Source organism: Megamonas sp. (assembly GCF_986095205.1).
On record NZ_CFQVBI010000011.1, the window covers coordinates 16,234 to 38,519 of the forward strand.

A 22,286-nucleotide genomic window follows, 5' to 3' on the forward strand; every position below is an offset into this window, starting at 1 on the left:
AATTATTTTTTTATACTATTTAATGATTTGGAGATAAAACCTTCATTATTATTTAAGCTAGAGAGTGCTTCTTCATAGGAAATATTGGCAAGTAACATTAAAATTGCAGGTTTTACTTTGCCTTGAGTGATAGCTAAAGTATCAATAGCAGTTTGTCGGTCGCAATTAGTAGCTTCCATTAATATACGTCTTGCTCTTTCTTCGAGTTTTTTATTAGATGATTTTACATCAACCATTAAATTGCTATAGACTTTACCCAATTTTATCATGGTGCAAGTAGAGAGCATATTTAAAATCATTTTTTGGGCAGTACCTGCTTTCATACGTGTGCTACCTGTGATGGCTTCTGGGCCAGTCAAAGCTTCGATAGCGATTTTGGCATGGAAGCTGATTTCACTATTACTAGTGCAACTGATGGCGATAGTCAAGGCATTTATGCTATTGGCAAAATCTAGTCCACCGATTACATAAGGAGTTCTACCACTGGCTGCGATACCGACAACACAGTCTTTGGCAGATAAATTTTTTGCTTGTAAATCTTCTTGAGCAAGAGTCAAAGAATCTTCTGCACCTTCTTGAGCTTTGAAGATTGCATTATAACCACCTGCGATAATTCCCTGTACCATTTCAGGGTCAGTGCTGTAAGTTGGTGGACATTCCACAGCGTCTAAGATGCCAAGTCTACCTGATGTGCCAGCACCGATATAAAATAAACGACCACCGTCTTTGAGGCGAGATGTAATTTCATCAATAGCCATAGCAATCTGTGGCAATACATTACGGATAGCAATAGCTACGCGTTTATCTTCTTCGTTTAAAAGCATACACATTTCCAAAGTGGATACATTATCAATATTTAATGTATAAGGATTGCGTTTTTCAGTTAAGAGATTGTTTAAATTTATCATAAATAAAAGATACTCCTTTAAAAATATTTAATACATTTTTTCATTATAGATAATGGCTTTTTTATTGGCAAGGATAAGCTAGAAAATTTTAATTAATTTTAAATAATATTTTAAGTATAATTTAATTTTCTCATGATATATTTAATACATAAGATGTACATAAATAAAAAAAGATGTATAAAAGGTTGTGTAAATATGTTAAAATTAATTAAAGGACGTTTGAAAAATTTTATAGGAATAATAGCCCTAGCATGTTTTTTGTGTAGCCCTGTGAGTTATGCTGTACAACTATCCACAGTAAGTGCAGCTCCTCGTCATGAAGAAAGACATGATCCACCACCACCTCCTCCAAAACATGATAGACACGATAAAGATGATGATAATGATTACGATAAAGGAGATATCACAACTGCCGTGTTAATCGGTGGCGTAATTGGTGCAGTAATTGCTAAAAATACTTGATGTTTAATTTAATATGTATATAACTTTTAGATAGGGAGGGTAGCAAAATGAAAGAATTATTTTCTAAGCGAGCGAAAAAAATTATAACAGCTGTATCATTATCTTGTTTCTTATGCAGTCCAGTGAGTTATGTTTATAGTATGAATCAAGCTTCAGCAGCAGCTTTGAATACAAATGTTGCTTATGAACAGCAATTCAATACAGTCGGCTTTGATAAAGATGATCATTGGAATAGAGGTCGCTCTGATGAGGATAAGGATTGGAAAAAACCACCTCCACCTCGCGATGATGACAGAGATGATAAGCGACCACCTCGTCCTGATAGAGACGATGATGATTGGACTCCACCACCACCTCGTCATGATGATGATGACGATGATTGGGATAGAGATAGACCTCCACGTCATGACCGTGACGATAGAGATGACCGCGATGATGATAACGACAAAGATTATGATAAAGGCGATATCACAGCTGCAGTATTAATTGGCGGTGTAATCGGTGCTATCATTGCTAAAAACACTTAATAATATTATTAAATGATTTGAAAATTAAATATCGCAAAATAAATAAGCAAAAAATAAAAGGTAGATTATATATAAATTAATCTACCTTTTTGTTTTTTATTTATATTTTAGTTTAGAAATTATATTCCATACCCATGAGTACAGTTCTACCAGGAGCAGGGCAATCTCCATCTAAGAAAGAGCCGATAGTTTCATAAGATACATTGGTGATATTGGCTAATTTCAGATATGTTGACCATTGGTCATTGATTTTATAATTGAGATTAGCGTCAAGTATATAATAATTGCTATCGCTATAATAATTTGTATCTCTACCAGATACAGCATTTAGTAAAATATTATTATGCCATGTATCATCATGATAACTAAAGCGAAGTTTATAGCTACTTGGAGCTACTGCATTGACATCAGTTTGATTGCCGTTACCATCAGCAAAATCAGTATGTGCAATTGTACGAGTATAAGCAAGCGACATATCATATTTTGGACTGAAAATTTTATTATATTCTAATTGGAAACCGCGTTTTTTCTGATTTTCAAAATTTACAGCATGGAATTTATTATTTTCATATCGCCAGCCTAATGGATCATCTATATTTTCTAGGAAAGCATTGAAATTGATATTGCTTGTAGGATTTAATTTATAGCGTACACCTAGACTGCCTTTATAACCTGTTTCTGGTCGCAAACTAGGATTTCCTTGAATATGAGCATTATTAAAATATAAATCATCTAAAAATGGCGTAGCATAAATTTGACTCAAAGAAGCGTAGATAACAGTATTTTCATCAGGTTTATAATCTAAAGCACCATTAGAAACATATTTTCCACCGAATTCACTGTTATTATTGTAAGCAGATGTTCCAGTCAGTGTTAACTTATCAAAACGGCGAGTGCTTTGTAGGTAAACGGAAAAATTATCCATAGATTTATTATAATTGCCACTGAAAATATTATTGTAATCGTTGTTGATATTATCGACTTCATCTTTGCGATAAGTAAGTCCCGCAGAAATGGTGTGGTCTTTACTGATTTTCCAAGCATCATGCCAATCGATACCTTGAGTAGTATTTTCCCAGCGACTATAAGTTTTTTCATTTTCTTGCTCACTTAGACCAGTAGGGATATAGCTATCTCCTTGAGTATAATAGTGATAAATTGCTAAAAATGCTGGAGTCTCAGTATTTTCTTTATAATTATAAGTGAGTGCGAAATGATTGATTAATTTTTCATAATTATAATCCTGTGGATAATTTTTGGATATCCAAGTGCCTGTATCGTTGCTTAGATGACCATAGTCAAAAGTTAAAGAAGTGTTGTCGGTCAATTTCTTATCAATGCGATAAGCCATTTCACGGCGATTGTTGTCGGAATTTGGCATTTCATGAGTGTGGTCATCTGTGCCTTTATATTTCATATAATCGACATTATCAAAGCCACCAGTAGCTACCCATGACCAATCATCTAAGCTACCGCTTGTTATGGCTTTAACTTTCCAAGAGCCGTGTTCACCAGCAGCTAAATCAACAGTTGTTTCACGTTTATCGCCTTTTTTAGTAACGATATTGATAGCCCCAGCAGGAGTATCATAATTTAAATATGTAGAACCAACTGCACCATGAAGAATTTCGATGCGTTCTACATTCATTATAGATGGCAATAAATCTAAATCATAAGATGCACGACCGCTCATGATACCTTTATTCATATTCATGCGACGACCATCAACGAAGATAGCTACTCTATCATCTCCATCAATGCGCACTACCATATGAGAAGTATTCAGTGAGCCTGAATTTACAGTTACACCATTGGCATAAGAAAGAGCTTCTGCTAGATTTTTATAGTGATTATCGTGTATTTGTTCTTTAGTGATAATTGTAGTGTAATTAGGTGAAGCAATGAGATTATTATTTTCAACTAAGCTATGAGCATTAGGTGTTTCATTGGCAAATGTAGTGGGCATAAAACAGCTAAATGCACTAAGTGCTAATAAAAGAGAAAGAGATTTTTTAGAATACATAAGTTATGCTCCTTAATTAGAATTTTTGTCGTTGGATTTTGTAATAAAGATAAAGGGCAATAAAATATAGACATATTTTTTGCAAAAGACAACTAAAAAGAAAAATTAAACGTAGGCGAATTTTTTTGATAAATAAAGATATTTTATTGTAAAGCAAAGCGATAAGAAATAAAAATATATTCATTTTAGTTGTTCGTTGTTGGATTATATCATATAGACGAATGAGAATATTAGTAACTAATTTACCGATTAAAGTACCTAGCTGTGAAGTCAATAAACTCAATGTAGCAATGATAATCAAGCTGATGTCTATACCGATAAAATAAATAGTACTGATACCAAGTAATGGGATAATGATTAAGAATAATATTTTTATCAATAATACGTTAAAAAATACCATTAATAGATTGCGAAATAGACGTCTAGCTAATCTAGCATGAGTAATGATGAATTTATGAAATCGCGAGAAAGCTTGTCGCAAGGGGAATAAAGACCTGATAAATAAGCGTATATCTTTTAAGCGTTGACGTAAGTAATCAAATATCTGTAAAAATAATTGGCGTAAGTCATGTGGCAAACTGCGTAAGATATTATAAAAATTGCTAGGTGAAAAATTCAACAAAAATGATTTGATAAAACGCATAATATCATTGGTCGAAGGGATTATAGTATAAAAATTAGTAGCGAGTTGTTTTACAGATGAGAGGATATCTTTTAGTGAATTAAGCGATAGATTTAAATTCATCAAATGTTGAATGAAGTTGCTGAGTGGTAAAGGTAAGACTGTGAAAAACAAACAAATAATGACACCGAAAAAACGAAAAATAATGATGAGTAAAAAATGACGTAAAAATAAAAATGGTTTTCGTTTAAAGGCACGAAAGCGTAATTTAAATTTTTTTTGTTGTTTGCGTAAAATCATATAGATACCCTAAAAATGTGTTTTTTTATAGTATATAATTTTTAGAACTAGATTATCAAGGAATTATAGGGAAAGATATATAAAAAAAGACTATATTTAAACTAAGAGAAATTTTTAGTCTAAATATAGTCTTTAATTTTAGGAATTTAAAACTTCATTTATGGAAGTATGGCAAATGGAAATGGCTTTGTCTAATGTTTGTTTATCGATATTTAATGGCGGATTGAAATACAATACATCACCTAGAGGGCGAAGTAACAAACCTTTTTGGAGGGCATTTTTATATATTTGATAGCCAAGACGTTTTTTGCTGTCGAAAGCTTCTTTTGTATTTTTATCTTTTACAAGTTCAATGGCATTTATCAAGCCTAAATGGCGGATTTCACCGACATTTTTATGATTAGCAAAAGTTGCTTGTAATTTTTCATGGAGATATTTTGCCGTATCTTGAGCTTTGGCTAAAATATTTTCTTCACGCAATATTTTTTGTACGGCTAAAGCAGCACTACAGCCTAATGGATTGCCACTATAAGTATGGCTGTGCATAAACGCTTTGCCTTCATTATAATCTGCATAAAAAGCATCATAGATTTTTTGTGTAGTTATAGTTATCGCCATTGGCATATAGCCACCTGTCAAACCTTTGGAAATAGTCATGATATCAGGTGAAACATTTGTATAATCAAATGCAAACATCTTACCTGTGCGACCAAAGCCAGTTGCGATTTCATCAGCGATTAATAATACATTATATTCATCACAGAGTTTGCGAAGTTTTTCTAAATAAAGTGGTGGATAAATTCGCATACCAGCACTACCTTGAATGAGTGGTTCAACGATGACAGCTGCTAATTCATTGCCATATTTAGCGAAATCTTCTTCGGCGTGAATGAAACATTCACATTTACAAGTTTCACGATTTTGATGATAAGGGCAACGATAACAATCTGGCGCTGATGTATGTACAGCATTCATGAGCATTGGTTTGTAGATTTTGGCATATAAATCCATGCTACCTACGGATAAAGCACCGATTGTTTCACCGTGATAACCTTCGGATAAACACATAAAACGCTGTTTTTGCGGATTGCCTGTCTGATAATGGTATTGGAAAGCCATCTTTAAAGCACATTCTACAGAAGCAGAGCCATTATCACTGAAATTGAATTTGCATAAACCTTTAGGCACGACTTTAATCAATTCCTGACAAAGTTTGATAGCTGGTTTATGTGAAAGATTGGCAAAAATAACATGTTCTAGATTATCTAATTGATTTTTGATAGCTTCATTGATTTTAGGATTGGCATGTCCTAAGAGATTGCACCACCATGAGCTGATGATGTCGATATATTCTTTACCATTGATATCATAAAGATAAGAACCTTTTCCATGGTCGATAACGATAGGTTTTAATTCTTCATAATCTTTCATCTGTGAGCAAGGGTGCCAGATATATTTTAAATCTTCATCTATCCAATTAATATTACACATAAAATCAATCCATTTCTTTTGAATTTAATATTCAATTATATTTAGTTTTTAATTATAAATATAAACTTGCTAAAAATTTAGCATCAATGTCGATATCTTTATCATTTGGTTTTACTAAAGCTATGACAGGAATATCAGTTAAGTCTTCAATCATTTTGATATTATCTTCTTGCATAATGCCACCAGTGTAATTATTTAAAATAATTCCTTGTACTTTAATATTTTGATGTTTTAAGTATTCCACTGTTAACACTACAGAATTTATCGTGCCAAGACCAGCATCTGCAATAATCAATGTTGGCAGATGTAGCCATTTTATAATATCTGTGAGAAAATATTTAGCTTTATCATCATAGCGAATAGGACAGATTATACCACCACTGCCTTCAACTGTGACATAATCATAATTTTTTTGTACAGTAGCATAATCAGAAATTACAGTATCTTTTTCTACAGGATTGCCTTCGATTTTAGCAGCTAGATGAGGTGATACAGCATTTTTATATAAATAAGATAGTAAAGTTTGTTCATCTTGATGGATATTGGCAATGCGATTGACAAAGCCAGCATCACTTTCAGCGATATTATCAGCACCACTCAAGGCTGCTTTATAATAGCCAGCATTGAAATTAGCTTCGCGAAGTTTTTTTACTAATAGGGCAGTAACATAAGTTTTACCGATATCAGTTCCAGTTGCAGTAATAAAAAGACCTTTACTCATAAGATAAGACATCTCTTTTCTAAATAATTTATTTATAATGTTTTAAATTAGGTATGAGTTTTTTACCTAATATGGCAGCGAGAATGCAAAGAACTATATCGCCAGGAACAGCTAATAAGAAACAATATAAAACTACAGGCCAAATACCGATAGGAGTGTTTAAATAAAAATTGTTAATGATATATACATAGACCATACCAAAGGCATAAACGATTAAAAGATTGAGGAAGTTAACGCATAGTAGATAAATGAAAGATAATTTAGTGCGATTTTGAGTGAGATAGCCAGCGACATAAGCACCAAAGGCAAAACCAATTAGATAACCAAATGTTGGTTGAAAAATATATCCAGGGCCACCGCCTTCAGTGAAAATAGGAATACCGATTAAGCCAATGATTATATAAACACAGACACTGACAAAACCAAGATTAGCGCCCAAAAGAAGTCCAGCTAAAGTAGTAAATAATAATTGCAAAGTAAAGGGACAAACAGGAACTGGTACTTTAATAAAAGCACCGATCGCGATTAAAGCTACGAATAAAGATGATAAAATCATACTTTTCGTAGATAAAATTTCTTTTTTCTTTGTTAATATCATAAAATCACCAATTCAAAAGAGTTTATAGTTTATTTCTGGTATATAAAAGAAAATCTTCTCGTAATTTTCAGTTACTATAAAAGCCTGTTAATACGAGAAGTGTTTGGTATTGTTTTTATATTTAATATTAAATATGTAGAAACTTTAAAGGAGAATAAACTTATTGAAAGAAATTGTCACTGTGGTTCGAATATTTCAATAAGGTAAATTTTTAATAGTAGTATGGAGTGACAATTTCTTCCAATAAATAATATATAAACGAACAAATATAAATTAACATATATTTAAATTATTGTCAACTTATTTTTTAGAATGGTTTACAAAAGGAGCAAAAAAAACAGCCAATTAATATTGACTGTTTTTAAGATGGGGATAAATTAGTTTTGCTTGACAGGATAAAATCTTTATCATATGCTTTACTTAGCCTAGGTCTGTGCAATGATTAGGCTTTAAGTCACTATGAAACGGCAATTTCATGGTGGCTTTTTTATTTATATTAAGCATAAGTATCTGTCCTATCTATATAGTTTTAATAATATAATTATTAACCTCTAGTTTTACCACCAGCAACGTTGAATGTTACACCATGAACATAAGAAGCACGATGACTGCTTAAGAACATAACCATATCAGCAACTTCTGTTAATTTTCCATCACGTCCAAGTGGAGTTGTTTTTGTATTTGTATATCCAGCACGTAACTGTTCTACAGTGATACCACGAGTATAAGCTAAAGATTCTTCATAAGCTAATGTTCTAAGACCTGTAGCTTCTAAGATACCAGGAGCTACGCCAACAACGCGAACATGATGTTTACCTAATTCTTTAGCCCAAGAGCGAGTGAAAGAGTTAACAGCATTTTTAGTTGCAGCATAGATGCTCTGACCTTCAGAACCTTCAAGACCACTTTCAGAAGACATATTGATGATAACGCCTTCGCCATTTTTTACGAATTCATGTCCTAAAGCTTGTGCGCAAAGGTAAACACCTTTGATATTTACAGCAGAAACTTTATCAAAAACATTTTCATCTAATTCATATTTACCATATGGATCATCTTTATCTACTAAAAGACGAGGAATATTGATACCAGCGTTATTTACGAGGATATCTAATTTACCGAATTTTGCTTTACCAGCTTCTACCATAGCTTTTACGCTATCAGCTTTAGTAACATCAGTAGGAACATAGAGGAATTCTCCACTGCCTTCATGTAAATCATATTCAGGAGTTTGTGGGTTCATATCACAAACAACAACATTTGCACCATTATCTAAGAATGCTTGAACTACAGCTTTACCAATGCCAGAAGCACCACCAGTAACAACAGCTGTTTTACCTTCAAGGGCTAACCATGACATATAAAATCACTCCAATTTATATAATTTTGTTATTATTATTTATTATGCTTTGAAGATAGCTATTTCAGAGCCAACTGAAGGAAGGCTAACTGCTTTATCTTCAAGATAGAGACTACCTTCTAAGGATTCGCCTTCTTCATTATTATTGAAACGAAGAGCGATATGACCTAAATCTTTAAGATTTTTTTGAACTTCACAGCCTACTTCTACAATTTTGTATTCAGTATCGTTGATTTTTAAAATATCGCCAACTTCTACAGTATCAGTTAATTCATTACCAGTATGAAGTACGCAGAATTCAGCAAGTTCAGCAGGAGCATTTTCGTTGAAGAGAATAATCATTTTTTCACCGATAAAATCTTCTGCCATAGGACCTAAATCTTTAACAATAGTAGAATATATTTTTTTCATAATAAGATAATCTCCTTGTATTGATTATTGATAAATTAGCTTTCGTATAAACCGAAGCTAGCGAGCCATGCTAAAACAACATTGATTGGACCTGTGATAAAACGAGAATATAATACAGAAGGAACACCAACTTCAACAGTTTGAGGTTCAGCTTCAGCAAGACCTAAACCAACAGGGATAAAGTCGCAAGCAGCCTGAGCGTTGATAGCGAATAATGCAGGGAGTGCAAGACTAGGAGGAATATTGCCTTTACCGATTTCAACACCGATTAATACACCGATAACTTGAGCGATAACAGCGCCAGGGCCGAGGAATGGAGAAAGGAATGGGAAGGAACAAATTAATGCTAAGATAACAAGACCGATTACAGAGCCTGCAAGAGGTGTAAGTACATGAGCGATGATATCACCGATACCGCTTGCTAAGATTACCCCGATGAGCATGGAAACGAATGCCATGAAAGGTAAGATAGTTTTTAAGATTGTTTCAATAGTATCACGACCAGCTTGATATAAAGTAGCTGTGATATATCCCATGAATTTACCAACTTTAGCCATAAAGCCTACATCAGTTTGTTCAGTGATTTTTTTGCTTGTATCGTAAGTAGATTTTTTTGGTTCTTCTGCAGGTGCTTGTGCAACTTTTGGAGCATTAGCAGCATCTTCAGCGGAAGCATAAGAGATACAATTTTCTTTTACTGCGGATACGTAAATATCTTCTGTGATATATTTAGCCATAGGGCCGCTTGCACCAGTTGGATTTAAGTTGATTGTGTAGATGCGTTTTTTAGGATAAATACCGCAACGAAGTGTACCGCCACAGTCAATGATTACGCAGAGAATTTCATCATCAGGAACACTAGTTTTGAAACCATCAACAAGTTCGCAACCTGTTAATTCTGCGATTTTTTGAGATACAGGAGAAATAACCCCACCTGTAATATTGACAACTTTATTCTTTTTATCATCTGGTTTTAATACAAGAGGTCCGCCAAATCCGCCAGCACCAGCATTAACAATAACATCTTTATATTGAGCCATGATAAATATCTCCTTTATTTTATATACGAATTAAATTTGCTTGATAAAAATTAATGAGTAGTTTTTACTTTATCACTTAAAACTACGCCCTGTTGTTTAGATACATAAGCAGTAGTGAAGTCAGTGACAACGCCTCCGATGAAGTTGATTAAAATACCGATTAAGAAATAGCGAAGAGCTAAGTCTACTGTAGATAAACCAAGTTGAGTAATACCATTAGCAACACCTAAGAATACGAACAATTCACCAGGATTTACGTGTGGGAACAAACCATTTAATGTATGGCAAGAACGAGAAGCTGCTGCATAATAAGATGGTTTGTATCTTTCTGGCATGAATTTACCAAGAGATAAAGTCATTGGATTACAGAAGAAGAATGTACCAATAACAGGTAAAATCATGTAACGAGAAATAACATTACCAGCACAAAGATGAGCGAATTTTTCAACTTTATCAGTGCCGACAAAGAGGATAATTGCATTCATTGCTACCAATAAGCAGATGAGGGTAGGAACGATACCAGAAACAAGACCGATGAACGTTTCGCCACCTTTGTTAAACATACCAATAAAACCTTGAGCTAGTAGTACTAAAGTGTCCATAAATATTCTCTCCTTTAATTTAGAATTTTTTGATTATTGTGATGCATTTTCAATGCATGTGGACGCTTCTTTTTGTTGTTTTGTATATTGTTTATATTCTTCAACGGCAGATAAGATGGCAGAGCTTGTTTGTTTGTCAAAGTTTTGGCAGTCTTTTTCAGTGATTTCTGGAAGGTAATATCCATTTAATTCATTGAAATCTTTAAATCTAGCAAAACTTGTTACACCTTGTAGTTTTTTTCCGGTGATGATTTTACAGTCATCATCTATACATAAGAGTAACAGACAACCTGCTTTAAATCTGCCTCTGGCCTTGCCGATTGCGACTCGGCCAGATTGACGAAGATTTTTTAATTCCTTATTAAATTTTTTTAATTGGTAAATATTCAATAAACCTTGGAGAAGCCACATTACTATACCTAATACAATAAATGTCCAGAACATGAGAGCTTTCCTCCTTTTTATTTATCAACTGTTAAAATTAAGTAATTTTTTTGCAGTGCTTTCATCAGTGATTAAAATATTGATTAATTTTCCTTTTAATGCACTATAGATAGCTGGAACTTTTTCGTCAGAAGCTGCAACTCCGATTACATATTTGACTTTATGTAATTGAGAAAAAGGTATGGAGATTGTCCTATCTACAACTTCAGTTGGTACTTCGTTACCATTTTTATCATAAAAACGAGTGCAAGTTTCACCGATGATACGATTACCAAAGGAAGAAGTGATGTATTCTGATTTTAGTCCATCAGTCCAAATTACGTTGGAAGCAGATGTAGGAGAACCAATACCTAAAAAGGCTACATCTAATTTATCCCATAAGTCTTGAATTCTTAAATAATTAGTATCATTTATAATTGCTTTTTTTGTTTCTGTATTTTTCGTTATAGCTGGAGCATAAAGATAATGGCTTCTAGCTTGGAATGCATTTGCAACCTTATAGCAAATTGTATTTACATGAAGGTCAACATCTAAGCTTTCAGAACCACCAACCAAAGGTACGAAATCAGCATCAACAGCTGGGAAATTTTCGATAGCTGCTTGATAGCCAATAGCCCCCATGGAACGACCCCAATTAAAGCCGATTACCATTTTGTCCTTGATTAGACGTTTTAATAGATTTAGTCCGGCTTTACCCAAATTGGAATAAACTTCATCTTTATTTTCACTAGATGGGACGATATAGACTTCTTTTAAATTAAACTTTTCTTCTAACTGAGATTCAATTGTTTCAAAATTGTCTTGAGCTATGAAGATTTTTACAATACCAGTTTCTTTTGCTCTTTTTAGATATTTACTAACAGTAGAGCGGTCAATTCCTAATTTTTTAGCGATATCACTTTGTTTCATGTCGGCTCCATAATACATATGAGCGACTTTGACTAAAATTCTTCTAGATACGGGTTGCATGTTAAGACCTCTTTTCAAAATATAAATATTAAAGTTTAAATATCTATAGTTATTATAAACTAAGCTGTCTAAACATGCATCATCACATATGTGATGATATATCTCATTTGTTCCGACACCCATATAATAGCATTTATACCCCCATATTGTCAACACAAAAATAAAAAAAATATTTTAAATATGAATTTTCTGATAGTTCTTCTTAAATGTTTAAATTTATAGTAATTTAGCTCATACTTGACAGTTAGATATAGATGGATTATTATATATATAAAATTTTCGTAAGTTAAAGTGATAAAGTAAAAAAGTAAAAGGAGTATAAAAATGGTAAATCCTAAATTAAGAGATAATTTAACGGATCAGTTATGTAAGGCTATGTTAACACTCAAGGATACAGAAGAATGTTATCAGTTTTTTGAAGATATTTGTACAGTAAGTGAATTGAAAGCTTTGGCTCAAAGATTAGAAGTAGCTAGAATGCTTCGTGCTGGTCATACTTATGAAGAAGTTGTAGAACGCACAGGAGCGAGTACAGCGACAATTAGTCGAGTAAAGCGATGCTTAAATTATGGAGCAGATGGTTATGATACGGTATTGAACCGTTTAAAATAACAAAGGCAATGAATGGAGGAATATTTTTTATGAACAAAGGTCTATTATTAGAAATACCGTATGGAACAAGAGATTTTTTGCCAAAAGATGCAAAAGTAAAACGTGAGATTGAATCTAAATTGGCAAAAAATTTTAGTCTTTGGGGTTATGATGAAATTGTTACACCAACAATTGAATATGTAGATACTTTAACGATTAATAATCGTAGTGGCATAGAAACTCATCTATTTAAATTTTTTGATAAAAATAATAAAACAGTAGCTCTTCGTCATGAGATGACAACACCAATTGCGCGTGTAGCAGCTAGTAGAATGAGTGATGATATTCTTCCATATAAACTTTCTTATATTAGTAATGTATATCGTTATGAACAGACACAAGAAGGTCGTCAATGTGAATTTTATCAAGCTGGCGTAGAATTGATGGGGGTAGCTGAAGCCTTAGGTGATGCTGAGGTAATTGCTTTAGCTGTGGATAGTTTACAAAAAGTTGGCTTGAAAAATTTTGAGGTATGTATAGGTCAAGTTGATTTTATCAATGGCATTATGCAACAGATGGGATTATCTCAAGAAAAACAATTACAAATTAGACAAGCTTTAGAACAGAGAAACTTAGTGGATTTAACTAATGCTGTAGAAGATACAAAATTGCCTAAACAAGCAAAAGAAGCATTAAAATCTATTCCAATGTTACAGGGAAAAGAAGAAGTTTTAGAGATTGCAAATAATTTGGCATTGAATGAGCAAAGTAGAAAAGCTTTAGACAATCTACATGATATTTACACTTTATTGAAAGCATATAATTTAGCAGATTTTGTAAAATTCGATTTAGGTGTTATTCGTGATTTTGATTATTATACAGGTATGATTTTTGAAGTATATGCACCAATGATAGGTTATCCAATTTGCGGTGGCGGTAGATATGACAAAATGTTATCTGATTTTGGCACAGATTGCCCTGCTACAGGTTTTGCTATGGGTATAGAAAGATTGATGTTAGCTTTAGATAAACAAAATAATATTGATGAATTTGCGAGTGATGAAAATCAAAAGGATATATATGTTGCCTATACAAGTGATAAATTAAATGATGCTATTGCTTTAGTAAATGAATTGCGTGCTGAAGGAAAAGTTGTGGAATTAGCTTTAACAAATCAAACTAAGGCGCAAGCACAGCTTTATATCAAAAATAAATTATTTAAGGAATTAATTTATTTAGAATAATGATTAAGCGTATAAGACAATTTTGGCGAGCTATTAAAGCTAAATTGACAGTAGAAGACAAAGTATTTATTGATAAATATTTAAATGATGAAGAACAAAAATTATTTTTTGCCATGCAAGTCTATGACCAACGTCATGTATTGAATGTGGCATATACAGCACAAAAAATTATAGAGCAAAATCAATATGAAAATATAGATTGCAATTTATTGATAAGAGCTTGTTTACTTCATGATGTAGGTAGAACAGCTAAAGATATTTGTTTAATGGATAAAGTAACAAGTGTACTTTTAGGAAAATTTTTACCACAAAAGAGTAAACAATGGGCTAGTGAAGCTGAAAAGCTAAAATTAAATAAATCAAAAAGTTTTTGGCAAAAAAGAAGATATGCTTTGTATATTTATTACAATCATGCACAACTTGGCGCTGAAAAATTAAATGAATTAGGTCTTAATGATATTGCTGAAATAATAAGATATCATCATGAAAAAGTTGACTGTAAAGCTTGTGGTGAACTACAGATACTTTGTTTAGCGGATAGTTTAAATTGATAAAAAGAGGTTAGATTTTATGATAAAAGACGATATGCAATATTTAACGATAGCATTACCAAAAGGCAAATTATTTTATTTAGCTAAAGATTTATTTGCTAAAGTTGGTTTTGTAGCTGACAATTTAGAAGAAAAATCAAGAAAATTAGTCATAACTAATGAAGAATTAAAATTGAAATTTATCATAGCTAAAACGGCTGATGTGCCTACATATGTAGAACATGGAGCAGCAGATATAGGTGTTATTGGTAAAGACGTGTTGATGGAAGCTCAAAAAGATGTTTATGAATTATTGGATTTAGGTTTTGGCAGATGTCATTTGATGATGGCTGTGCCAAAAGATAAAAAAAGAGCAAAATTAACAGATTATACACATACACGTGTAGCAACTAAATTCCCTAATGTGGCAAAACAATTTTTCACAAGTAAAGGTATGCAGATGGAATATATAAAAATGAATGGTTCTATCGAATTAGGGCCAATCGTAGGTCTATCTGAAAGTATCGTCGATATAGTGGAAACAGGAACTACACTTCGTGAAAATAATTTAGAAGAAATAGCATTTATTGCTGAAGCTAGTGCTAGATTGATTGCCAATCGTGCAAGTTTTAAATTAAAATTTGACCGCATCAGTAAATTAGTAAAAGCTTTGGAAATGGAATTGGAAGGGGCTAATGAATAAATGGAAGTTTTAAAAGTAAAAGAATTAGGCTTAGAAGCAATACAAAAAAAATTAGATAAAGCCGCTTTCGATGAAGTGGAATTAAATCCTCGCATTCGTGGAAAAAATAAAGAATTATACGGTGAAGATTTAACAGCTAATCAGATTGTAGAACGCATTGTAAATGAAGTTCGCCATAATGGTGATGAAGCTGTAATCAAATATACAAAATTATTAGATGGAGCAGATTTCACACCTGAACAATTTTTAGTAACACAAGAAGAATATGCTCAAGCATATGAAGTAGCTGATGAAGATATCGTAAATTCTTTGCGTAAGGCTATTGAAAATGTACGTAGATATCACCAAGAACAGAAACCAAATTCATGGATTACATATAGAAATCATGGCTCTATATTAGGGCAATCTGTAATACCATTAGATAGAGTAGGCGTTTATGTTCCAGGTGGGACAGCAGCTTATCCTTCTTCTGTAGTGATGAATGTAATGCCAGCAAAAGTGGCAGGTGTTAAAGAAATCATCATGATGGCACCACCATCTCGTGATGGAAAATTAAATCCATATGTATTGATAGCTGCTAAAGAAGCAGGTGTTGATGCTATTTATAAAGTAGGTGGAGCTCAAGCTATAGCTGCTATGGCTTTTGGTACAGAAACTATTCCGAAAGTGGATAAAATCACAGGTCCTGGTAATATTTTCGTAACTCTTGCCAAAAAAGCAGTATATGGACATTGTGATATTGATATGCTAGCAGGTCCAAGTGAAATCTTGATTGTAGCAGATAAAACAGCAGACCCAGTATATACAGCAGCAGATATGTTAAGTCAGGCAGAACATGATATGCTCGCTTCTAGTATTGTACTCACTGATGATGAAACCTTAGCAGATAAAGTTTTGGCAGAAGTAGAAAAACAATTAGCTAAATTGCCTAGAAAAGAAATTGCCAAAGCATCTTTAGAAAGAAACGGTCGCATTATTTTGACTGAAAATCTCATGCAGGCAATGGAACTTGCGAACTACTCCGCACCAGAACATATGGAGATTTTGACTGAAAATCCATTTAGTTTACTTCCATATGTACGTCATGCAGGCGCAGTATTTTTAGGTGCTTATTCCCCTGAACCACTTGGAGATTATTTTGCAGGGCCAAACCATGTACTTCCTACAGGTGGCACAGCACGTTATTATTCTGTATTGAATACAGAAACATTTATGAAACGTACAAGCATAATTTCATATACACAAAAAGCTTTGCAAGAGGTAAGTTCTGATATCGTTCGTTTAGCTGAAGCAGAAGGATTACAAGCTCATGCAAATGCAATAAAATTAAGAGGTGAAAAAATTGATTAAATTAAAATATAGAACTGGTTTAAAAGATATGCCTAGCTATGATGTAGTGGAGCGTGATTGGGATATAAAGGTAAATGCAAATGAGTCTAATATGAATTTGCCACCAATAATTGAAGATAGATTGATGGCACGATTAGCTTCTGTAGCTTTTAACCGTTATCCTAATGAACAAGTTGAATTATTAGCAGAACAGATTGCTGATAATTTTAGATTAGATAAAGAAAATATTTTAATCGCTAATGGTTCAAGTGAAATTTTGGAAAAATTATTCTTCGCTTTTGGCGGTAGAGGTAGAAAAATAGTATATCCACAACCATCTTTTTCCATGTATAAAATCTATGCCAAATTTAGCGCTTCCATTGGTGTACCTGTGGATTTAAATGATGATTATACGTTCAATGCAAGTGATTTTGTCAATGCTGTAAAAGAAAATAAAGCTTCTCTTGCTGTCATTTGTTCCCCAAATAATCCTACTGGTACAAAAATTCCTATGGCAGATATTGAATATGTAGCTAAAAATATTAATTGTGCTTTAGTCATTGATGAAGCATATGTAGAATTTGATGGCAAGTCTGCAATGAGATTTTTAAAAGATTATCCACATTTGATGATTGCAAGAACTTTCTCTAAAGCTTATGGTTTAGCTAGTGCTAGAGTTGGTTATTTGATTGCTGATAAAAAAATCATTGAAATGGTAGGCAAAGCTTGTATGCCATATCATGTAAATGTATTATCTGCTATCACTGCTGATATAGTGTATCAAATGAGAGACGAATATATTCCACGCATTCAAATGACAGTGGCAGAAAGAAACCGCATGAGCGAACAGTTGAGCAAAATTGATGGAATAACAGTTTATCCATCTGCAACAAATTTCATTTTGATAAAATATGATAAAGCTGTAGCTTTAAATGAATATCTTGAAAATATCGGTATTGGTGTGCGTTCTTTTGGCAATGCTCCAAGACTTGAAAATTGCTTGCGCATTTCTATGGGAACTAGACCAGAAAATGATGTTGTGTATAAAGCTATAAAAGATTTTGTAGAAAGTCAAAATTAAAAGGATTGAATGGTATGGATTTAAATAAAAAACGCTGTGGTGCTATAAAACGCACTACAGCAGAAACAGCTATTGATATAAAATTAAATCTTGATGGCACAGGAAAATCAAATATTAAGACTAAAATAGGCTTTTTTGACCATATGTTGACTTTATTATCAGCGCATAGCTTGATAGATATGGATATTTTCTGTGATGGAGATATAGAAGTTGATGGTCATCATAGTGTAGAAGATTGTGGTATTGCCTTAGGGCAGGCATTTAAAGAAGCTATTGGTGATAAACGTGGTATAAATCGCTATGGAACTTTTTATGTTCCTATGGATGAAGCGTTAGCTTTGGTGTCTTTAGATATAAGTGGTAGACCTTATTTAGTATGTGATATGGGTGAATTAGCTCCGATGATTGGCGATTTTGATACAGAACTTGTCGAAGAATTTATGCGAGCTTTTGCCTTTAATGCTGGAATTACATTGCATATAAAAGTGATGTATGGAAAAAATTCTCATCATAAAGTAGAAGGTGTATTTAAAGCTTTAGGTCATGCTTTAAGACAAGCTGTAGAATTTGACCAGAGAGCATTAGATAAAATTCCTTCAACAAAAGGAGTATTAGAATAAGATAAAAATTTTTAGTTAAAGGAGTTATTCTAATGATTGCAATTGTGGATTATGGTGTAGGCAATTTATTTAGTGTGGAGAAAGCATTTTTGAAATTTTCTCCAGATGTAGTGCTTACAAGTGATGCAAAAGTAATAGAAAAAGCCGATAAAATTGTACTTCCTGGTGTAGGTGCTTTTGGTGATTGCATGAAAAATTTTGAGCAATCAGGCTTAAAAAATTCTGTTTTAGAAGCTATTGAACAAGGAAAACCTGTAATGGGAATTTGCGTAGGTGAACAAATCATGTTTGAAGGCAGTGAAGAGTCACCAGAAGTAAAAGGCTTAGGAATTTTTAAAGGCATGGTAAAAAAAATAAATGCTCCTGGGCTAAAAATTCCGCATATGGGTTGGAATTCTATTGTTATAGATGAAGAAAATAATCAGAATGTAAATATTAATTTATTTGCAGGATTGAAAGAAGAACCATATGTTTATTTTGTACATAGCTATCAGGCTTGTCCAGAAGATAAATCCATAATTTTAGCTAAATCTAGTTATGGCGAAGAATTGGTAGCTGCTGTAGGAAAAGATAATGTAGTAGCGACACAATTTCACCCTGAAAAATCAGGTGATATTGGTTTAAAAATTATTAAAAATTTTGTAGAAGGGTGAATGAAGATTGATTATTTTTCCAGCGATAGATATTAGAAATGGTAAGTGTGTACGCCTTGTAAAAGGTGATTTTAATCAGGAAACAGTATTTTCTGAACGTCCAGAAATCATGGCAAAAAAATGGGAAGATGAAGGCGGTCAGTACCTTCATTTAGTTGATTTAGATGGAGCTTTAAAGGGAAAATCACAGAATTTAGATGTTGTAGAAATGATATTAAAAACAGTGAATATCCCTGTAGAACTTGGTGGCGGTATTCGTACTATGGAAAATATCAAACAAGTTTTAGATATGGGTGTTAGTCGTGTTATTTTGGGTTCTGTAGCTGTAAAAGATCCGCAATTAGTAAAAGAGGCTTGTAAAAAATATGGCAGTGAACGCATTGTTGTAGGTATTGATGCTAAAGATGGCATTGTAGCCGTTGATGGCTGGGGTGTATCTGGCAATGTGGAAGCGAAAGAATTGGCTAAAAAAATGGCTGAAGCTGGTGTAAAACATATTATTTATACAGATATTTCTCGTGATGGTACTTTATCTGGTGTAAATGCAAAAGCGACAGCAGAACTTGCAAGTTATAGTGGAGTAAAAGTAGTAGCTTCTGGCGGAGTATCTTCTATTGAAGATATTAAAATTTTAAAAGGCTATGAACAAGATGGTATTGAAGGTGTAATCGTAGGTAAAGCTATTTATACAGATAATTTATCTTTACAAGAGGCTATAAAAATAGCTAAGGAGGGATAAATAATGTACACAAAAAGAATAATCCCTTGTCTTGATGTAAAAGCAGGACGAGTTGTTAAAGGAACAAATTTCGTTTCTTTGCGCGATGCAGGCGATCCTATAGAACTTGCTTCTGTATATGATAAAGAAATGGCTGACGAACTTGTTTTTTTAGATATAACAGCTTCTAATGAACAACGTGATACTATTGTAAAAGTAGCAAATGATTGTGCAAGTCAAGTTTTCATTCCATTTACCATTGGTGGAGGAATTAGAACTGTAGAAGACATGCGCAAAATGCTCAAGGCTGGTGCAGATAAAGTATCTATGAATACAGCAGCGATAAAAGATCCTTCTATAATCAAAGAAGGAGCAGAAAAATTTGGCAATCAATGTATCGTGCTTGCTGTAGATGCTAAACGAAATGGCGAAAATTCTTGGGAAGTTTATATAAATGGTGGTAGAACACCAACGGGAATAGATTGTTTAGAATGGGTGAAAAAAGCAGTTTCTTTGGGAGCCGGTGAAATCTTGCTCACAAGTATGGACGCTGATGGTACAAAAAATGGTTATGACATACTACTTACGCGTGCAGTTTCAGAAGCTGTAAATGTACCAGTAATTGCTTCAGGTGGAGCAGGAAAATTAGAACATTTTTACGAAGTATTAACAGAAGGAAAAGCTGATGCAGTACTTGCTGCTTCAGTATTCCATTATGGAGAATTTAGTATTCGCCAAGTAAAAGAATACTTAAAATTTCGTGGTGTGGAGGTTAGATTGTAATGATAGATATCGACAAAGTAAAATTTGATGAAAAAGGCTTGGTGCCAGCTGTAGTGCAGGAAGCTAATGGTAAAGTTTTGATGCTTGCATATATGAATAAAGAATCACTACAAAAAACTATAGAAACAGGATATACATGGTTTTATAGTCGTTCTCGTCAAGAACTTTGGAATAAAGGGGCAACTTCTGGCAATAAACAATCTGTCAGTGAAATTTATTATGATTGTGATGGTGATACTTTGTTGGTAAAAGTTCATCAAACAGGTATGGCTTGTCATACTGGCACATATACTTGCTTTACTGACCGCAGATTATTTCCAGATAGTAAAGATTTAGTACCTATGGCTCAACCACAGGATAATACTTCTATTGCTAAAGTTTTAAATGATTTATATGCAACAATTAAAGACCGTCAAGTAAATCCAGTAGAAGGTTCATATACTAATTATTTATTTGAAAAAGGTCAAGATAAAATCCTGAAAAAAGTAGGCGAAGAATGTACAGAAACAATAATTGCTTCTAAAAATATGGATAAAGAAGAAATTCTTTATGAAATGAGCGATTTATGGTATCATTGTCTTGTTTTATTGGCATATCATAATATTACTCCAGATGATTTATTAGCTGAATTGATGAGCAGAAGAAATGGTGGAGAATATCATAGATTTGGCAAAAAAGAAATCAAAAAAAATAAATCTTGATGAGGAGAATTAATAATGGGACAAGCTAGGCTTGATTATATGAAAGATTCTGCATGGAAGCGTGGTACTGCAAAAAAAATAGATAAATTGCCACCATTTGAATTGCCATATGCAAAAGATGCTGTATTAGTTGACCTTGTAGATCCAGATATTTTACCTGATAGTCAGGTGAATTTTTTGGAAATGATAGAAGTTCGTGCTACACTTCGTCAATATGATGATACGAAAGAGTTATCTAATAAAGAATTATCATATCTTTTATGGTGTACTCAGGGCGTAAAAATGGTAATGCAGACAAAGACTATTAGAAATGTACCATCTGCTGGCGGTAGAAATGCATTAGAAACGTTTTTATATATTCGCCGTGTTGAAGGCATAAAACCAGGTTTATATCGCTTTTTACCATTAGAGCATAAATTATTATTAGTATCTGATGCAGAAGATATTGAAGAAAAAATCTGTAGCCAATTCTCTACAGTAGGTGTAGCAAATAATGCAGCTGTAGTATTTTTATGGACAGCTGTTTATGAAAGAATGGATTGCATGTTTGGTGAAAGAGCATATCGCTATATTTATTTAGATGCTGGACATGTTTGCCAAAACTTATATTTAGCAGCACAGACAATGCATATAAAAGTATGTGCATTAGGTGCTTTTGATGATGAAGTTTTAAATCAAAATCTCGGTTTTGATGGAGAAAATCAATTTGTTGTCTATGGTGCTGGTGTAGGTAAATAATTTTTAATTGCATAATATAAAAATAAGTAAAACCTCAAGAGTTATATAATAATTCTTGAGGTTTTTGTCATAAAAATATTCTTTTTTATTGCCAAAATAATTTTTATAGTATATATT

26 protein-coding genes are annotated in these 22,286 nt (G+C 33.0%); 14 read left to right on the forward strand and 12 right to left on the reverse strand.

What is annotated here, in order from left to right; genetic code table 11:
* Positions 1–2 precede the first annotated feature (2 nt).
* Positions 3–908 carry an N-acetylmuramic acid 6-phosphate etherase gene (gene murQ / locus AC5LAX_RS01270; protein WP_288909054.1) on the reverse strand — a complete coding sequence of 302 codons (906 nt, stop codon included), beginning with the start codon at positions 906–908 and terminating at the stop codon, positions 3–5.
* A 195-nt stretch (positions 909–1,103) separates the two neighbouring features.
* Between murQ and AC5LAX_RS01275 the strand changes: the two genes are divergently transcribed.
* A complete protein-coding gene (locus tag AC5LAX_RS01275; RefSeq protein ID WP_008538452.1) occupies positions 1,104–1,370 on the forward strand; it encodes a hypothetical protein in 267 nt (88 codons plus the stop codon).
* Between the two features lie 47 nt (positions 1,371–1,417).
* Positions 1,418–1,897, forward strand: a complete 480-nt coding sequence (locus tag AC5LAX_RS01280) for a hypothetical protein (protein WP_118036052.1) — start codon at positions 1,418–1,420, stop codon at positions 1,895–1,897.
* Positions 1,898–2,009: 112 nt separating this feature from the next.
* Here AC5LAX_RS01280 and AC5LAX_RS01285 read toward each other — a convergent pair whose 3' ends face one another.
* The 11 genes from AC5LAX_RS01285 to AC5LAX_RS01335 form a co-directional block, all read right to left on the reverse strand.
* Positions 2,010–3,920: a TonB-dependent receptor plug domain-containing protein gene (locus AC5LAX_RS01285; protein ID WP_288909053.1), complete on the reverse strand. Its 1,911-nt coding sequence runs from the start codon at positions 3,918–3,920 to the stop codon at positions 2,010–2,012.
* A gap of 16 nt (positions 3,921–3,936) precedes the next feature.
* The gene (locus tag AC5LAX_RS01290) at positions 3,937–4,842 is read right to left on the reverse strand and encodes a hypothetical protein (RefSeq protein WP_288909052.1); all 906 of its coding nucleotides are present in this window, start codon (positions 4,840–4,842) and stop codon (positions 3,937–3,939) included.
* A 138-nt stretch (positions 4,843–4,980) separates the two neighbouring features.
* Positions 4,981–6,333: an adenosylmethionine--8-amino-7-oxononanoate transaminase gene (bioA, locus tag AC5LAX_RS01295; protein ID WP_288909050.1), complete on the reverse strand. Its 1,353-nt coding sequence runs from the start codon at positions 6,331–6,333 to the stop codon at positions 4,981–4,983.
* Between the two features lie 52 nt (positions 6,334–6,385).
* Positions 6,386–7,054 (reverse strand): dethiobiotin synthase, encoded by a 669-nt coding sequence (gene bioD, locus AC5LAX_RS01300; protein ID WP_117463588.1) that lies wholly within the window; start codon positions 7,052–7,054, stop codon positions 6,386–6,388.
* Between the two features lie 28 nt (positions 7,055–7,082).
* Complete coding sequence (locus AC5LAX_RS01305; RefSeq protein WP_288909048.1) at positions 7,083–7,652, reverse strand: biotin transporter BioY; 570 nt, start codon at positions 7,650–7,652, stop codon at positions 7,083–7,085.
* A 544-nt stretch (positions 7,653–8,196) separates the two neighbouring features.
* A complete protein-coding gene (locus AC5LAX_RS01310; RefSeq protein ID WP_008538445.1) occupies positions 8,197–9,012 on the reverse strand; it encodes an SDR family oxidoreductase in 816 nt (271 codons plus the stop codon).
* A 42-nt stretch (positions 9,013–9,054) separates the two neighbouring features.
* Positions 9,055–9,423, reverse strand: coding sequence for a PTS glucitol/sorbitol transporter subunit IIA (locus AC5LAX_RS01315; protein ID WP_015562625.1), 369 nt, complete (start codon positions 9,421–9,423; stop codon positions 9,055–9,057).
* Between the two features lie 35 nt (positions 9,424–9,458).
* Positions 9,459–10,463: a PTS glucitol/sorbitol transporter subunit IIB gene (gene srlE / locus AC5LAX_RS01320; protein WP_018999244.1), complete on the reverse strand. Its 1,005-nt coding sequence runs from the start codon at positions 10,461–10,463 to the stop codon at positions 9,459–9,461.
* A 50-nt stretch (positions 10,464–10,513) separates the two neighbouring features.
* Positions 10,514–11,065: a PTS glucitol/sorbitol transporter subunit IIC gene (gene srlA / locus AC5LAX_RS01325; protein WP_018999243.1), complete on the reverse strand. Its 552-nt coding sequence runs from the start codon at positions 11,063–11,065 to the stop codon at positions 10,514–10,516.
* 33 nt (positions 11,066–11,098) lie between these two features.
* The gene (locus AC5LAX_RS01330; RefSeq protein WP_022228549.1) at positions 11,099–11,509 is read right to left on the reverse strand and encodes a transcriptional regulator GutM; all 411 of its coding nucleotides are present in this window, start codon (positions 11,507–11,509) and stop codon (positions 11,099–11,101) included.
* A gap of 24 nt (positions 11,510–11,533) precedes the next feature.
* A complete protein-coding gene (locus AC5LAX_RS01335) occupies positions 11,534–12,478 on the reverse strand; it encodes a sugar-binding transcriptional regulator (RefSeq protein WP_018999241.1) in 945 nt (314 codons plus the stop codon).
* Positions 12,479–12,802: 324 nt separating this feature from the next.
* On the opposite strand from AC5LAX_RS01335, the gene AC5LAX_RS01340 reads away from it, so the two are divergent.
* The 12 genes from AC5LAX_RS01340 to AC5LAX_RS01395 are packed head-to-tail and all read left to right on the forward strand — an operon-like array spanning position 12,803 to position 22,169.
* Entirely contained in the window at positions 12,803–13,090 is a 288-nt protein-coding gene (locus tag AC5LAX_RS01340) for a YerC/YecD family TrpR-related protein (protein ID WP_008538438.1), read from the forward strand.
* Positions 13,091–13,119: 29 nt separating this feature from the next.
* Positions 13,120–14,313 carry an ATP phosphoribosyltransferase regulatory subunit gene (gene hisZ / locus AC5LAX_RS01345; RefSeq protein ID WP_022228548.1) on the forward strand — a complete coding sequence of 398 codons (1,194 nt, stop codon included), beginning with the start codon at positions 13,120–13,122 and terminating at the stop codon, positions 14,311–14,313.
* A complete protein-coding gene (locus AC5LAX_RS01350; protein ID WP_288909044.1) occupies positions 14,313–14,864 on the forward strand; it encodes an HD domain-containing protein in 552 nt (183 codons plus the stop codon). Before hisZ ends, AC5LAX_RS01350 begins: the two co-directional genes overlap by 1 nt.
* A gap of 19 nt (positions 14,865–14,883) precedes the next feature.
* Positions 14,884–15,546, forward strand: a complete 663-nt coding sequence (gene hisG, locus AC5LAX_RS01355) for an ATP phosphoribosyltransferase (protein WP_018999238.1) — start codon at positions 14,884–14,886, stop codon at positions 15,544–15,546.
* Entirely contained in the window at positions 15,547–16,896 is a 1,350-nt protein-coding gene (hisD, locus tag AC5LAX_RS01360; RefSeq protein WP_288909042.1) for a histidinol dehydrogenase, read from the forward strand.
* Complete coding sequence (gene hisC, locus AC5LAX_RS01365) at positions 16,889–17,956, forward strand: histidinol-phosphate transaminase (RefSeq protein ID WP_288909041.1); 1,068 nt, start codon at positions 16,889–16,891, stop codon at positions 17,954–17,956. Before hisD ends, hisC begins: the two co-directional genes overlap by 8 nt.
* Positions 17,957–17,970: 14 nt before the next feature.
* Entirely contained in the window at positions 17,971–18,576 is a 606-nt protein-coding gene (gene hisB / locus AC5LAX_RS01370; protein ID WP_224169691.1) for an imidazoleglycerol-phosphate dehydratase HisB, read from the forward strand.
* Between the two features lie 32 nt (positions 18,577–18,608).
* Positions 18,609–19,229: an imidazole glycerol phosphate synthase subunit HisH gene (gene hisH, locus AC5LAX_RS01375; protein WP_008538431.1), complete on the forward strand. Its 621-nt coding sequence runs from the start codon at positions 18,609–18,611 to the stop codon at positions 19,227–19,229.
* 7 nt (positions 19,230–19,236) lie between these two features.
* Positions 19,237–19,968, forward strand: coding sequence for a 1-(5-phosphoribosyl)-5-[(5-phosphoribosylamino)methylideneamino]imidazole-4-carboxamide isomerase (gene hisA / locus AC5LAX_RS01380; protein ID WP_288909039.1), 732 nt, complete (start codon positions 19,237–19,239; stop codon positions 19,966–19,968).
* Between the two features lie 3 nt (positions 19,969–19,971).
* A complete protein-coding gene (gene hisF, locus AC5LAX_RS01385) occupies positions 19,972–20,730 on the forward strand; it encodes an imidazole glycerol phosphate synthase subunit HisF (protein WP_288909038.1) in 759 nt (252 codons plus the stop codon).
* Positions 20,730–21,431 carry a bifunctional phosphoribosyl-AMP cyclohydrolase/phosphoribosyl-ATP diphosphatase HisIE gene (gene hisIE / locus AC5LAX_RS01390; protein ID WP_008538427.1) on the forward strand — a complete coding sequence of 234 codons (702 nt, stop codon included), beginning with the start codon at positions 20,730–20,732 and terminating at the stop codon, positions 21,429–21,431. The genes hisF and hisIE overlap by 1 nt, the downstream gene beginning before the upstream one ends.
* Before the next feature lie 15 nt (positions 21,432–21,446).
* Positions 21,447–22,169 carry a SagB/ThcOx family dehydrogenase gene (locus AC5LAX_RS01395; RefSeq protein WP_288909036.1) on the forward strand — a complete coding sequence of 241 codons (723 nt, stop codon included), beginning with the start codon at positions 21,447–21,449 and terminating at the stop codon, positions 22,167–22,169.
* The last annotated feature ends 117 nt before the right edge of the window (positions 22,170–22,286 follow it).